The organism is Tautonia sp. JC769 (genome assembly GCF_040717455.1).
Taxonomy (GTDB): domain Bacteria; phylum Planctomycetota; class Planctomycetia; order Isosphaerales; family Isosphaeraceae; genus Tautonia.
In genome coordinates, this window is sequence record NZ_JBFEFH010000003.1 from 294,941 (window position 1) to 309,661 (window position 14,721).

The window sequence follows — 14,721 nt, forward strand, 5'->3', positions numbered from 1 at the left end:
TGCCTGCACTTCAGGATCGTAATCCGGCTGTGAATCGGGTTTCTGACACGTTCGCATGGGGTGTCTCGACATGGCGTTGCAATCCGGGCCGTTCGATCTGTTCAAGGTTCCCGACGAACTCAACGCGATCCTGGCGGAATGTCCCGGCTGGCACCTTGCGCGCAATGTGGAAGAACTCGCTGAGCTGGCGGTGAACGACGCGGTCGAAGGGTGGCATGAGGTCCGCTACGACGTTCCCGGGCAAGGGTCGATTGTCGAGGCCCGGGTTTGCCGAGTGACGAACGGGATCGCGGCGAATTACCTCGAACCCTACATGCGCCGCCGAGACCCGGATTGCATGGTCATCGGCGACGATGAGCCGACGAACAAGCCCCGGTATGCCGAGCGGTTCGGCCAATCCTTCGACCAGACCCGTCGCGAGACGTTCGACTGGCTCAAGACGCAGCAACTGGCCCTGTTCCCGTTCGTCTCGGGGGTGCCGGATCAGGGGATCGATGCCGTCGCGGTGGTCCCCGCCAACGCGGGCTTCTTCGGGTTCGGCCTGGCGCTGCTGCAGGGGATCCTCGATCCATCGGACCTCTCGCCGGATTTCAATCCCAAGGCGGTTGTCTATGTCGCTCCGCCGTTCCGGCATTCCCATTTCCAGGGCAAGCAGGTCGTTGTCCACAATCGTCTGGAATCGCTGCACGAGCTGTTCAGCTACAACCTGTACCCCGGCCCGAGCGCGAAGAAGGGGATCTATGGCGTCCTGCTCGCCATCGGGGAACGCGAGCAGTGGGTGACCACCCATTGCTCGACCGTGCGGGTGGTGACTCCCTACGGAAGTCGCCTGACCATCATGCACGAGGGAGCGAGCGGCGGCGGCAAGAGCGAGATGCTCGAAGAGATCCACCGCGAGCGGGATGGCCGGCTTCTGTTCGGTACCCGGAAGATCGACGGCGACGAGCGGCACCTGATCCTGCCGCGGGGGTGCGAGCTCCATCCGGTCACCGACGACATGGCCCTCTGCCATCCGAGCCTCCAGAACGACGACGGACGGTTGACGCTCGTCGATGCCGAATCCGCCTGGTTCATCCGCGTGAACCACATCGACCACTACGGCGTCGACCCTCATCTGGAGGAGCTGACCATCCATGCCGAGCGACCGCTCCTCTTCCTCAACATTCAGGCGGTCCCTGATGGGACAGCCTTGATCTGGCAGCATATCGAGGACGAGCCGGGCAAGCCGTGTCCGAACCCCCGGGTCGTGGTGCCCAGGCAGTTGATCCCCGGGATCATCAACGGCCCTGTGCGAGTGGATGTCCGGTCGTTCGGCGTCAGGACTCCCCCCTGCACCCGGGAGAAGCCGAGCTTCGGGATTCTCGGGCTGTTCCACATCCTTCCGCCGGCCCTCTCCTGGCTGTGGCGCCTCGTGGCGCCACGAGGTTACGCCAATCCGAGCATCGTGCAGACGGAGGGGATGAGCTCCGAAGGGGTCGGCTCGTACTGGCCCTTTGCGACCGGGCGCAAGGTCGATCAGGCGAATTTGCTGCTGAAACAGTTTCAGGAAGGCCACCGGATGCGGCATATCCTGATCCCGAATCAGCACATTGGTGCCTGGAAGGTCGGGTTCATGGGGCAGTGGATCGCCCGGGACTATCTGGCCCGTCGCGGCCCGGATCCATTCCCGCCGAGCACGGTCCAACCTGCTCGATGCCCGCTGCTCGGCTATGCGTTGAGTTCCATGGTGATCGAGGGCCAGGATATCCCGCCGATCTTCCTCCAGGTCGAGCGTCAGAGCGAGGTCGGAGAGCAGGGATACGATGCAGGCGCCAGCATTCTGACCGAGTTTTTCCGGGACGAACTCAGCAGTTATCAACGATCGGAGTTCGATCCCCTGGGGCGGCAGATCATCGACTGCATGCTCGACGGAGGGTCGGTCAGTGACTTCGATGCGCTGATCCCTGGCCTTCCGATCATCCTCGACGAAGATCTCTGATCATCGAGCCATGTCCCGCTGTTCGAGCGACCACCTGGGCGGCTCACCCTCAACGATGGCCGTGGCATCACTCTGGTGAAGTCCGAGGCAAGCGAGTTCCAATACCATGGCCCGAGCTGTTTGGTTCCTGCCGCTCATCCTCTTGCTGTGGTCGGCAGTGACTGCGGGCCAGGGACCTGAGGCGGGCGGCGGCGTCCCGCCGATTTCGGAATCGGGCAGCGTATCATCAGAAGACACTGATAAGACTGGAGTTGCCTGGGGCAGGCTTCAAGGTTTTCTGGGGATCATCGGCATCGTGGGGCTCGCGGTCGTCCTTTCCGAGGATCGGAAGGCCATTTCGATCCGGACGGTCGTGCCCGGCCTCGTGATCCAGGTAGGGTTGGGATTGCTCCTGATTCTTGTCCCTGCGGGGCAGCGCATCATGGAAGGGGCGTCGGGCCTGGTGGTCCTGGTCCTCAACTGCGCGATCGTCGGGGCGGAGTTCGTCTTCGGCCCGAGCCTGGTTGATCCCGCAGGGCCGGCGGGATTCGTGTTCGCATTTCGGGTGCTCCCCACCGTGATCTTCGTGGCCGCACTCTTTGCGGTGCTCTATCAGATCGGGCTCATGCAGATCATTGTCCGAGGGTTCGCCTGGATCATGGCCAAGCTCCTCGGATCAAGCGGTGCCGAATCGCTCAACGTGGCGGCCTCGCTTTTCCTGGGTCAGACGGAAGCACCTCTGACGATCAGGCCGTTCCTCGCTCGACTGACCCGGTCCGAGTTGATGGTCGTCATGGTCTCCGGGATGGCACTCGTTTCGGGGGGCGTGCTCGGCGCCTACATCGAGGCCGGTGCCGCCCCGGGGATCCTCTTGACGGCGATTCTCATGAATGCTCCCGCGTCGATCGTCCTGGCAAAAATCCTCGTCCCTGAATCAAGCGTTCCCCTCACGCTCGGGCGAGTCGACGCCGATACCACGCCGCGTGATGCCAATGTGATCGACGCCGCCGCGCGAGGGACCCGGGAAGGATTGCAATTGGCGCTCAACATCGCGGCGATTCTCATCACGTTTCTCGCCCTGATTGCGCTCGTCGACGCAGGACTCGGGGCGTTGGGCGGACTGGCGACGGATTGGTCGAGCGGCCGACTTGCGCTGGAAGGCCTGTCGTTGCGGATGATCCTGGGGACGCTGCTCGCCCCGGTCGCCTGGATGATGGGAGTCCCCTGGGGTGATTGCGTTGGAGTCGGGGGGTTGCTCGGTTCTCGGCTCGTCCTGAACGAACTGGTTGCCTATGGGCAACTCGGAACGATGGCGGCCCAATTGCAACCTCGGTCGGTGACCCTTGCCACGTTCGCCCTTTGCGGGTTCGCGAACCTCAGCTCGATCGGGATTCAGGTGGGGGGTATCGGGTCCCTGGTCCCGGAACGGCGGTCGGATTTGGCCCAACTGGGGCTACGGGCCTTGCTGGCGGCCACGCTTGCCAACGTGTTGACGGCGAGTATCGCCGGAACGTTGCTTCCTTGAGGATGCTCATGGTTTATGACCACGCTTCCGAAGCGGCTGACGCGATTCGAGGTCGGGTCACTGGGGCCATCGAGGCTGGTCTCGTGCTCGGCTCCGGACTCGGAAATCTGGCGGATCGGCTGCAAGACCCCACGATTTTCCCCTATCACACGTTGCCCCATCTGCCGGCCCCGACCGTGGCGGGACATGCCGGGAGACTGCTGATTGGTGATCTGGGCGGTTGTCGGATCGCCTGTTTTCAGGGCCGCTTTCACGCGTATGAAGGCCATGATCTTGAGACCGTGACCTTCCCAATCCGGATTCTTCAGCGGCTCTCCGTTCCTCGGGTGATCCTCACGGCGGCAACGGGGGGAATTCGAGAAGATCTCGCGCCTGGTTCGATTGTCTGTCTCTCCGATCACCTCAACTTGCTCGGGACGAGCCCGCTGCGAGGTTCGAACGATTACCGGCTGGGACACCGGTTCCTCGATTTGACCGGGGTCTACTCCGACCGCCTGCGGACCCTCGCCATCGAGGAAGCACACCGTCTCGATCAGACGATCGCCTCGGGAGTCTATGCCTGCATGCCCGGCCCGCACTACGAGACCCCTGCCGAGGTCCGCATGCTCCGCACGCTCGGGGCCGATCTGGTCGGGATGTCAACCGTGCCGGAGGCGATCGTGGCTCGCCATGGCGGCCTAGAGGTGCTTGGGCTGGCCATCGTGGCGAACTGGGCCGCTGGGATTAGCCCAAACCCGCTCTCGCACGCGGAGGTCCTGGAAACCAGCCTGGCGGTCAGCGGCCGATTGGCGGACCTCATCGAGGCAATCCTCGCTCGCGTTGCAAGGGAGTTGCCCCCTCCGACCGACCTGGCGTGAACTGACTCATCTCCTCACAGGTTCCGAGTGAGATAGACCCTGTTTGGAGATGAGATGGATATGGGATCGCGTCAACGGCCCTCGTAGGCTCGGTCGAGGAGATCGATCGGGTGTTCCACGGTGATCGTGGTTCCGTATTCCTTGGCCTTCCGAGCGATCTGGAGAATGCAGCCCACATTGCCAGTGACAACCGCCTCGGCCCCGGTCGCGAGGATATGTTCCATTTTCCGGCGTCCGAGGCGCTCTGACATCTCCGGCTCGGTCAGATTATAGGTTCCCGCGGCGCCGCAGCAGATCTCGGACTCTTCGAGCGGGACGAGTTCCAACCCCGGGATCATCTCGAGAAGCTGCCTCGGCTGCGTCCGGACCCGCTGCGCATGGACCAGGTGGCAGGCGTCGTGATACGTCACTTTCCGGTAGGGGACCGCGTGGGCCGGCGCGATCGGACCGAGCTGAATGAGAAACTCGGAGACATCTTTGACCTTGGCGGCGAATTGCAAGGCCAGGGCATGGTCTTCCTGGGGCAGCAGGTGGCCATAGTCCTTCAACATCGCGCCGCAACCGGCAGCGTTGACAATGATGGCATCAACCGAGTTCAGGTCGAAGGCTCCGAGATTCGCCCGGGCCAGATCGAATGCAGGCTTCTCCATCCCCGAATGATAATGGATCGCCCCGCAACAGGCCTGGTTTCGGGGGATTACGACCTCGCAGCCGTTCCGTTGGAGGACTCGGGCCGTCGCGGCAGTGGTCTGTGGATACATCGCATCCGAGACGCAACCGAGGAATAAGGCGACGCGGGCGCGTTTCGGGCCGATCGGAGGGAGCACCTCTGGCAGTTTCGCCCCCCCCGACGCAAGCCTCGGCAGCATCGCCTGCATGCGACGCAAGGTCGGTGGGAGCAGGCGGGTGAGACCGACTTTCTCGAGCGCGTCGAGCACTCCGGCTCGCTGCAAAAGCCGGGCGGGAGCGAGCGCGATCTTGACTCGCTCGCCGTAGGGAAAGAGGTGCCGCAGGATGAGGGTTTGCAGCCAACTCCGCCGACTGGCAGGCGCCGACTGGTGCAGCGCGACCTTGAAAGGCTCGATGAGCTGGCCGTAACGGACCCCCGAAGGACACGCGGTCTCGCACGCCCGGCAGTCGAGGCACAGGTCGAGGTGACGGCGGACGTCCTCACTCACGCCAAGTCGGCCGTCGACGACCGATCGCATGAGGTAGATGCGCCCCCTGGGGCTGTCGTTCTCGTTTCCGGTTTCGACATAGGTCGGGCAGCTTGCGGTGCAAAGCCCGCAATGGATGCATTCCTGGAATCTCCGATAGTCGATTTTCGAGGCCAGCCAGTCCAGGTCGACCCCGGCATCAACTGGCCGGGTGGCCGAAGAGGACGGGGCCGGGAGAGGCACAGAGGAAGCACCCGTCCGAGTCGAAGTATCGGCGGTCGTCATGGAACGGCTCGCAGGCAGAGGGAAAGAACGAGGGCGATCGAGGCGGGGAGAACGATTTCGGAGATCGTTCCATTGTATCAAAGGAACCGGCCCGGGTTCATCGCGTCGGCGGGATCCAGGGCTCGCTTGATCATCCTGGCCAGCTCCCAATCACTTCGAGGGACTCCCCAAACGTTGAGCTCGGCCTTGCGATCAGTCGGGCATCGGGGAAGGGTCAGGTTTCCCTCCGCCGACGTGGCGAGCTTGCGGAGACGATCGATGTCGCGAGCAAGTTTGCCGATTGGAACGTCGGGACGAGCCAGGCCCCATACGATCCCACTGCCCGCATGGCTTTGCGCCGCCCAGCGGCTCGGGTCTACCTCGGTGAGGAAGCGAGTCACCGCTGATGGCAAAAGAGAGGCCTTGAAGCTGACATCGGCATCAGTCGCGGGATAAGTCGTGATCGCTTGCAACAGTTGGTCTGCTTGGGCATCGCGCACCTCGGAGAGTTCCTTCGCGGAGGCAAGCTCCTCACGAAGGACTTCGAGTTGCCACCGCACCACCTCTTCAGTCCCCTCGACACCAATCACAAGGATCTGTCCGGACGTCGGGAGCCCTTGATTCGTCTCCCGAATCACGGCTTCGGCGGCGGTGCCATTGAGGAGTTCGAGAACGACCGGCCGAGCTCGCGAGGTCGTAAGAGCCGCAAGGACCGGCTCCAGTGGCTCCTCGATCGGCCATCGTGTCCAGAGCACCGCTGTCTGCTCGGGCTTCGGGCGGGTCTTCAAGGTCAATTCGACGAGAACACCGAGCGAACCATACGACCCGGTGAGAAGCTTCGGGAAATCGTAGCCCGCGACATTCTTGACGACACGTCCACCGCCCTTGATCAGCTCCCCTTGTGAGGAAACGAACGCGACCCCGAGGATCTGGTCCCTTGGTCGGCCAAGGCCATATCGACTCGGTCCACTGGTATCCGTTGCGTAAATCCCGCCCAACGTCGCCCGATCAGGAAATGGCGCATGGAGCGGCAGTCGCTGTCCTTCGGCGCCGAGCAGTTCTTGCAACGCGCCGAGAGTCATCCCCGTCTCGACCGTGATGGTCATGTCCGCAACCGGGTAATCAATGACTCGATTGAGTTCTTGTAAATCGAGCACAATTCCGGGACGGGCCGGAGCCCCGCCGCATTCCAGTGCGGTCCGGCCTCCTTGCGGATAAATCGCGGCCCCCTCGGCGACGTGCTTCCGCACGCTGGCGGCCAGAGAATCACGATCCGAGGGCCGTTCCGCTGCCAGGCCGAAGCGACCATCTCCCAGGGGGAACTCATTCGAGGATTCGGGCCAGTTCATCGAACACTCACCGATCGTGAAGGGAGAGACAACGTCGTCACCGAATCGCAGGGGCGACTCGGCGCCAGGAGATCAAACCGCCCCGTGCATCGCGGGCCTGTGTAGGAGAAACGGCGGCTTCAAGGGTAATCGCACGGTGAACTTGGAACCACCACCCGGAGCAGCATCGACCTCGATGCGACCGCCATGATCCTGGACGATTCCATAGCTGATCGACAGGCCGAGGCCCGTCCCGACGCCGACGGGTTTCGTGGTGAAAAACGGGTCGAAGATGCGGTCGCGGATCGCCGGGTCGATCCCACAACCATTATCGAGGACCTCGATGAGGACCTCCCCCGCTTCCGGATCACTCCGGGACCGAATGACGACCGATCCGCCCGCCTCACACGCATCGATCGCGTTTACGATCAGGTTCATCAAAACCTGGTTGATCTTGGCCGCGTGGCACAATACGGGGGGCAGATGCGTCAACTCGGGCAGGAGTTCCACCTGCTGCTTCTTGGCATACCCCAGAATGATATTAATGGACGACTCGATGCCGACGTTGAGATCCACCTCGGAGAGGTCGCCTTCATCGAGCCTGGCGAAGGCCCTCAGATCCTTCACGATGTCGTGAATGCGCCGCAAACCGTCGCGAGTTCGCTCCAGGATCCCGCGGAGATTCTCGAGGGTATAGTCGATGTCAATTTCTTCGCAGAACCTGTGAATATCACGATAGAGATCAGGCTGACTTGCTTGAATCAGGCGATCCGCCGATCGATAAAGCCGCATGAGATCGTGCAATTCCGAGAGGTCGCGCTGGAGGACGGCGACGTTGTTTCCGACGAAGGCGAGGGGATTGTTGATTTCGTGTGCAACCCCCGCCACGAGCTGGCCCAATCCGGCGAGTTTGGCGGATTCGACCATTCGACTCTGGGCCTGTTCTCGTTCCTCGAGGGCTCGTCGTTCGGAGCGAGCCATCTCCTGGAGCAGCTGGTTCTGAGCACGCAGGAGGTCTTCCGCCATCTTCCGATCGTGGATGTCGCTGATCGAACCCGCCATGCGGATCGGCTGGCCGCTTTCATCCCAGACGGCCTGCCCGCGAGCAAGGAACCAGCGGTCTTCCCCGGATTGGGTATGGAGTCGGTATTCCACGTCGAATGGCTCTCCCCCATAGAGATGCCGACGTGCGGCCTCTTCGACCCGAGGTCGATCGATCGGGTGGAGGAGCTCGAGGAACGTTTCGATCCGGTGGGGGAATGGATCGTCTTCACCGAATCCGAGGAGGTGCTTAAACCTCGGGGAGTAATAGGTGATATTGGTTCTCGGATCCCAGTCCCAGAGACCATCATTGGTCCCTCGGACGGCGAGCGCGAATCGTTCCTCGCTCTCCGCCAGTGCCTCAAGCGTGCGATACTGCTCGGTCACATCCCAGAAGATACATTGAAGGCCAACGACCTGGCCGGAGGGATCTCTCAGGGGAGACTTGGTCACCTGGACCCGCTGGACTTCCCCTTCCGTGGTGACGTGCCCTTCGACATCTTCCAGGGCCTCCCCGCTCTGCATGACGCGGAGATCATCGCGCCGATACTTCTCCGCCAGTTCTTCGGGGTAAAAATCCCGGTCTGTACGACCGAGTATCTCGTTCAATTCCCGTCCGAGCGAGTTGCAAAACCGTCGATTCGCGAAGGTGAATCGACCCTGGGCATCTTTCCGGAAGATGTTTTGAGGGAGGTTCTCGACCAGCGAGTGGTAGAACGCCTCGGACACCAGCCAGGCGTCTTCTGCCTTGCCTCGCTCGACCGATTGGGCACGGAGTTCCTCATCGAGCCGAGCCGCTCGGCTCCGCAGCATCCTGATCGACGTGAGCGCCGCGATGAGCAACGCAACCAAGAGGACGATGCTCACCAACGTCAGGGGATGCTCGACCGGAAACGCGGCTTGTGCCGGCGCCAGCACCAATGGGGCCGCGGCGAGGCCCGAGAAGCCTCCCTGGAATCGGCCCGGGCCCGAAGAGATCGGGTTACCCCTCGATCGAGGTGTTGCGATCATGGCTGGTGAAGTATCGGATGTCTTGACCGGAAAGGACACGATCGACACGTTCCTGGATCAGCCGGAGCAGGTCAACGACCGACTCCTCCATCGAGGCATTTCTGGCCCCTTCAGTGACGAGAATTTCCCCCTCGAACGCGAGCTTGTGCAGGGCGAAGCAGAGCGATCGGTCGAGCACGGACGCATTACCCTGCTCAGCCTCAAGCTCCCCGAGTGCCCGGAGCAATTCAGGGCCGACGCTGGGGTCAAGCCGTCCCTCCCGCCGGATCGAGGTCAAAAAGGCGCCAGGGTCGCTCCCTCGCAATCCGGCATGACGCAAGATCACGTCAGCCGCCGTTCGCCCCGCGACATTCTCGGATTCGTTGGAATCGACGGGCGGATCATTGAAGGCTGGTCGGTCCGGGCCGGGCAAGCCGGGACTTGCAGCGACATCGATTTGATCGAGGACCGTTGCAGTCCACTCCGCGAGGTAATCGGGATCATCTGCGACCGTCCGCGATCCCTCCGTACGACCGTCGCGACCGATCACTCGATGCGAGTCAACGGTGCGCTCCTCTGCGGCAGCGATCGCCTGGGTCAGCAACGATTCGCAATAGAGCTGTATGGTCTCGACACGGGCCCGAGAAGCCTGTTGTTCGGCCAGGTCCAGGGCGGCGACCGGCAGGTACAGGACAATGCGCTGAGGTTCCGCGGTGGGATCAGGCCCTTTCCGTTCGTGTGTCCGGAAGGTTCCTGGAACCTGCCTGCGGCCCGGTGGTTTCGAACGTTTGCTCACGGTGCCACCCCGCATCGTGGCTCGCTTGACGCCACCTTCGATCAGGCAGACGCCCGCCGCCCGGGGCTTTTCCGCTCGATGCAACCGACACCGATCGGCAGCATCTTCCCGGGGCTACAGCGTCCTTCAGGATTGAAGACGTCACGGATGGCGACCATTGCGTCCAGGTCGGTTGACGAGAAGAGCCTGGACATGAATTCCAGTTTTTCGACGCCGATCCCATGTTCCCCCGAGACGCTGCCACCGCTTGCAATGCACTCGTCGAGAATCTCGTGACTCGCGTCGAGGACTTTCTGAATCTGTCCCGGATCCCGCTCATCAAACAACAAGATCGGGTGGATGTTACCATCGCCGGCGTGGAACACGTTCGCGATCTTGATCTGGTACTTTTCCCCGATCTCCGTGATCCGTCGAAGAATATGAGGCAACTTGGTCCGCGGGACAACGCCGTCCTGCGTGCAGAAGGTCGGACTCAGCCGGCCAATCGCCCCGAAGGCAGACTTGCGGGCTTTCCAGATGGCGACATACTCGGGCTCTTTCCGCGTGGTCCAGGCGATCGCGTTGTTCACGGAACCGCCCTTTTCGCGAACGATCTGTTGGACCGCCTCGGCTTCCCGATCGAGACCTGCTTGCAACCCGTCCACTTCGATGATGAGCACGGCCCCGGCCTCGGTCGGGAATCCGAAACCGAACGCCTCCTCGACCGCCCGGATCATCAGGTTGTCGAGCATTTCCAGGGCGGCCGGGACGATCCCCGCCCCGATCAATCCGCTCACGGTCTCCGTCGCCTGATCCACCGTCTCGAAGACGCCCAAAAAGGTGCGCCCCGCCTCCGGGTCTCTCGTAAGGTTCACGATCACCTTGGTGACGATCCCGAAGGTCCCCTCGTTGCCAACCACCAGCCCGGTCAGGTCGAGCCCGGGAAGATCCTGGACCGCCCCACCGATCTCGACCACCCGCCCATCGGGCAGGACCAGTTCGACCCCCCGGACGTGGTTGACCGTGACGCCGTATTTAAGTGTGTGCGGCCCGCCGGAATTGGTCGCCACATTGCCACCGACCGTGCACGCCGTTTGGCTGGAGGGATCGGGGGCGTAATGGAACCCCGAACCGGCGAGCGCCCGGGTCAGCCAGACATTCACAACGCCCGGTTCAACGACCGCGTACCCGTCGCGAAGATTGATCTCCAGGATGCGTTTCATCCGTGTCAGGCAGATCATGACACCACCGCCAACCGCCAACGTCCCGCCAGAAAGACTCGTCCCTGCCCCTCGCGGGACGAACGGGACCTCATACTTCTGGCAGAGCTTGACGATCGCGACGACGTGCTCGGTCGTAGTCGGGAAGACGACAACGTCAGGGACGTTCTTCTCGATGACGTAACCGTCGCACTCGTAGACGATCAATTCATCTCGATGGTGCAACAGGTTTTCCTCGCCGACGACTCGAATCAACTCGGCGCGGAGCGATGGGGAGATGTCAACAGTCTGAGCGAGGGCCATGGCATCATCTTCACGGAGGCATTGCACGGAGCATCCCCGCGGCCAGTCACCTGCCGCCGCAGGAGGTTCCCCTGCAAAGGGAGAGGGACCATCGTTGAGGATTCCAGCTTAACCTCTGACCGAGGCTGATTGCCACATCATCCCCGGCCCCTCGTCCCTTCTACCCCAAATCAAATGGCGGGCAGATCGGATGACTCAGCCCCGGTCCTCGGCGCAAGCCAACCATCGATCCTCAGTCTTCGCTGGGTTCCCGAGGGGCAACGGACTCCTCGAGTTGGATGCTCGATCCGACGCAGAGATCGCAGTGACCGCAAGGAGGCTCGATCGGTTCCTCCTGGCCGAAATAATCGAGCAAGACGGACCACCGGCAGCGTCGAGACTGGGCGTATTCGTTCATCTGATGTTGCTTGAGCCGCCCCCGTTCTTCTCGCTCTCGGAATCGAGACGCCAGCCGATCGGCCTCACTCGGAAGAAGCTGAGAACGATTCGTCCGATAACGCTGCCCCTTTTCAAGCCGAACGAAGCCGAAGCGTTCGAGCATCCCAAGGCAGATGCGGAGCCGGTTCTTCGGAAGCGGGCTGATCGGCATCAACTCCGAGAGATTCGGGGCACGAGGCTCATCGGACATGCGCGAGACGGTATGAAACGCGTTCATCAAATCCTGGGCTTCGGGCATTTTCCCGCGGAAGAAGGATTGAAGAGACTGATCCGCGGGATCATAGAGCAGGATACCATTCGCAGGATCACCGTCCCGCCCTGCCCTGCCGAACTCCTGATAATACGCCTCGATCGTCCCCGGAATGTGGTAGTGAACCACATAGCGGATATTCGGCTTGTCGATCCCAAGACCGAACGCATTGGTGGCGATGAGTGCCTGAATCTCATCCTTCATGAATCGGTTCCGGGCTTCCTCCCGCTTGCGGTGGGACTTCCGCCCATGGTAGGACTCCACATCGAAGCCGTTCGTAGCGAGGAGTTCGGTTAACTCCTCCACTGCCTTGACCGTCGCGCAATAGACGATGCCCGTCCCGTCGACCTGTTTCAGGAGTTGGAAGAGGGCCTCCTGCTTCGCCTCATCCCCCGCGGCGGGGACGACAGACAAAGCGAGGTTCGGCCTGTAAAACCCGGTATGGACCACCTCCGCGTCATGAAGGTGCAACGATTCAAGGATGTCTTCGAGCACCTCCTTTGTCGCGGTGGCCGTCATGGCCAGGACAGGAGGGTTCCCGAGGTCATCGATCGCGTGGCCGAGTTCGAGATAGTCCGGGCGGAAATCGTGCCCCCAATGACTGATGCAGTGGGCCTCGTCGATGACGAACAGGTCAAGCTTGCGACGCTTCAGCACCGCTCGAAATTCCGGGTCGGCCATCCGCTCTGGAGTCGTGAAGACAAACTCGGGCAATCCGACCTCGATGGCTTCCTCGGCCAGCCTGGCCTGACGATCGTTGAGCGTGCTGTTGACCTCGGCCACGGGGAATCCGCGCTGAGCGAGGGCATCGGCCTGGTCTTTCATCAGGGCCAGGAGCGGGCTGACCACGACCGTCGTCCCTTCGAGCGCAAGGCCTGGGAGCTGATAACACAGGCTCTTCCCCGATCCGGTGGGCATGACGACCACCGTGTCTTTCCCTTGCATCGCCGAGGCCACTGCTTCGACTTGCCCATCCCGAAACCGCTTGAAGCCGAAGTGCTCGCGGAGTTTCCCCCGCAATGACATCCGCTCCGCCTGAGACACAATAATGGACATGGGGCGTTCTCGAATTGCCTCGCCAGAAGACCAGGAGAGGAGCCTCGTGGTCCTGATCTCGATGGCGAAATCATGAAGCAACTCCCGGACCAAGATCGGACGAGGCAGATCCGAACCGTCGCGGTGAAACTCGGCATGCGGGCATCGAGGTATCTCTGAGAAACATCCCTGGCCAGATGAAGCCCCGACGCTCAGAGGATTCCCATGGATTCGGAGCGAATGGTCCCGCTCAATCGACGAAATTTCTTATCGGGGGCCGCGGCCCTCGGCCTTTCGTCGGTGAGTCTATCCCCCAATCAGGCAGCCGAGGTCGGCCAGCGTCCCGCGTACTCGGGTCCGAAGGTGATTCTCGTCCGGTTTGGAGGGGGAGTCCGCCCTCAGGAGACGATCGCGTCTGAGGAGACCTACAGCCCGTTCCTCAAGAAGGTCCTTGCTCCCCGGGGAGTCCTCTTCCCCCGAATGGAAATCGCCGACGCTCCCGGCGTCGAGACGAACCACGGCCACGGGACGCTTTACCTGCTGACCGGGCGTTATGACCGGTACGAGGACGTTTCGGGGAAATTCCTCGGTGCCCGCTTCGAGGCTCAGGTCCCGACGCTGTTCGAAGCGCTTCGGAAACACTTCGATGTCGATCCTCATCAAGCCGTCATCGTCAACGGCGAGGATCGTACCGACGAAGAATTCTATGCATTCAGCAACCATCATCTCTTCGGCGTTCGGTTCCGATCGACCGTTCTCAGCCTCTATCGCTATAAGCTGCACGTGCTCCGCTCGGACCTGGTACAGGGCCGATATTCGGGGGAGGAAGAGCGCGTGAAGCGTCACGAGCTGCAGAAGCTCGAATCCATCGATCATCGCGCCAAGGACGCCGAGCCGACGACTCCCGAGCTCGACGCATTCTGGGATTCGTGGACCGATTACTTCGGTCGCACCGGGCTGGTGAACCCTCGGGGTGACCGACTCCTGGCGGAACTCGGTGTCTGGGCGATGCGAAGACTGCAACCCGCCCTGATGATGGTCAACTTCAACGACCCAGACTATGTGCACTGGGGAATCGCCTCGCACTACACTCGGGGGATTTCGATCGTCGATGAAGCCCTTCGAAGACTCTGGGAAGAGGCGGAACGACTGCCAGCCTACCGAGGGAACACCGTGTTCGTGGTGGTCCCTGATTGCGGGCGAGACACCAATCCCTTCGTCGCCGTCCCATTCCAGCATCACTTCAACGCACACCATATCTTTGCCGCGATCGCGGGACCCGGAATTGATCGTGGGCGAATCGTCGATCGCGTCGTCGAGCAGGCAGGAATCGCCGCCACCGTCGCCGCCATCATGGGCTTTCCCATGCCCTTCGCTGACGGTGATCCGCTCGAGGAGGCCTTCGGATGAGCACCCTCGTCGAGTCTCCTGCACTGTCAGTCCTTGCCGACCAGCACACCGGCCCCCGATACCGACTGGTTCATCCGATTCTCCCCGGATTCCGCATCCTCCTGACCTTACTCATCGGGATCCTCCTGTGCGGAACCCCTTGGACTGCGATCCTCGTCGTCGGATGGACGT

At 62.0% G+C, this 14,721-nt stretch carries 10 protein-coding genes; 4 read left to right on the forward strand and 6 right to left on the reverse strand.

All coding sequences use genetic code 11. From position 1 onward, the window contains the following. Nucleotides 1–70: 70 nt before the first annotated feature. The 3 genes from AB1L88_RS05225 (at nt 71) to AB1L88_RS05235 (ending at nt 4,339) form a co-directional block, all read left to right on the forward strand. Complete coding sequence (locus tag AB1L88_RS05225) at nt 71–1,978, forward strand: DUF4914 family protein (RefSeq protein ID WP_367095570.1); 1,908 nt, start codon at nt 71–73, stop codon at nt 1,976–1,978. Between the two features lie 283 nt (nt 1,979–2,261). Next, nucleotides 2,262–3,482: a nucleoside transporter C-terminal domain-containing protein gene (locus AB1L88_RS05230; protein ID WP_367095630.1), complete on the forward strand. Its 1,221-nt coding sequence runs from the start codon at nt 2,262–2,264 to the stop codon at nt 3,480–3,482. 8 nt (nt 3,483–3,490) lie between these two features. Further along, entirely contained in the window at nt 3,491–4,339 is an 849-nt protein-coding gene (locus AB1L88_RS05235; protein WP_367095571.1) for a purine-nucleoside phosphorylase, read from the forward strand. A 71-nt stretch (nt 4,340–4,410) separates the two neighbouring features. Here the strand turns inward: AB1L88_RS05235 and AB1L88_RS05240 are convergent, their stop codons facing one another. The 6 genes from AB1L88_RS05240 to AB1L88_RS05265 form a co-directional block, all read right to left on the reverse strand. Then, entirely contained in the window at nt 4,411–5,781 is a 1,371-nt protein-coding gene (locus AB1L88_RS05240) for a (Fe-S)-binding protein (protein WP_367095572.1), read from the reverse strand. A gap of 77 nt (nt 5,782–5,858) precedes the next feature. Next, a complete protein-coding gene (locus tag AB1L88_RS05245) occupies nt 5,859–7,109 on the reverse strand; it encodes an FAD-binding oxidoreductase (protein ID WP_367095573.1) in 1,251 nt (416 codons plus the stop codon). A gap of 72 nt (nt 7,110–7,181) precedes the next feature. Then, nucleotides 7,182–9,140, reverse strand: a complete 1,959-nt coding sequence (locus tag AB1L88_RS05250) for a PAS domain-containing protein (RefSeq protein ID WP_367095574.1) — start codon at nt 9,138–9,140, stop codon at nt 7,182–7,184. Beyond that, entirely contained in the window at nt 9,112–9,915 is an 804-nt protein-coding gene (locus tag AB1L88_RS05255) for a hypothetical protein (RefSeq protein WP_367095575.1), read from the reverse strand. Before AB1L88_RS05255 ends, AB1L88_RS05250 begins: the two co-directional genes overlap by 29 nt. A gap of 41 nt (nt 9,916–9,956) precedes the next feature. Beyond that, complete coding sequence (locus AB1L88_RS05260) at nt 9,957–11,417, reverse strand: FAD-linked oxidase C-terminal domain-containing protein (protein WP_367095576.1); 1,461 nt, start codon at nt 11,415–11,417, stop codon at nt 9,957–9,959. A 232-nt stretch (nt 11,418–11,649) separates the two neighbouring features. After that, nucleotides 11,650–13,161, reverse strand: a complete 1,512-nt coding sequence (locus AB1L88_RS05265) for an ATP-dependent DNA helicase RecQ (RefSeq protein ID WP_367095577.1) — start codon at nt 13,159–13,161, stop codon at nt 11,650–11,652. Nucleotides 13,162–13,620: 459 nt separating this feature from the next. On the opposite strand from AB1L88_RS05265, the gene AB1L88_RS05270 reads away from it, so the two are divergent. Further along, nucleotides 13,621–14,550 carry a hypothetical protein gene (locus AB1L88_RS05270; protein ID WP_367095578.1) on the forward strand — a complete coding sequence of 310 codons (930 nt, stop codon included), beginning with the start codon at nt 13,621–13,623 and terminating at the stop codon, nt 14,548–14,550. The last annotated feature ends 171 nt before the right edge of the window (nt 14,551–14,721 follow it).

Coding starts and splice junctions, on each gene's coding strand:
- AB1L88_RS05225 (WP_367095570.1), top strand. CDS start 71: ATGGCGTTGCAATCCGGGCCGTTCGATCTGTTCAAGGTTCCCGACGAA.
- AB1L88_RS05235 (WP_367095571.1), top strand. CDS start 3,491: ATGGTTTATGACCACGCTTCCGAAGCGGCTGACGCGATTCGAGGTCGG.
- AB1L88_RS05240 (WP_367095572.1), bottom strand. CDS start 5,781: ATGACGACCGCCGATACTTCGACTCGGACGGGTGCTTCCTCTGTGCCT.
- AB1L88_RS05245 (WP_367095573.1), bottom strand. CDS start 7,109: ATGAACTGGCCCGAATCCTCGAATGAGTTCCCCCTGGGAGATGGTCGC.
- AB1L88_RS05250 (WP_367095574.1), bottom strand. CDS start 9,140: ATGATCGCAACACCTCGATCGAGGGGTAACCCGATCTCTTCGGGCCCG.
- AB1L88_RS05260 (WP_367095576.1), bottom strand. CDS start 11,417: ATGGCCCTCGCTCAGACTGTTGACATCTCCCCATCGCTCCGCGCCGAG.
- AB1L88_RS05265 (WP_367095577.1), bottom strand. CDS start 13,161: ATGTCCATTATTGTGTCTCAGGCGGAGCGGATGTCATTGCGGGGGAAA.
- AB1L88_RS05270 (WP_367095578.1), top strand. CDS start 13,621: ATGGAAATCGCCGACGCTCCCGGCGTCGAGACGAACCACGGCCACGGG.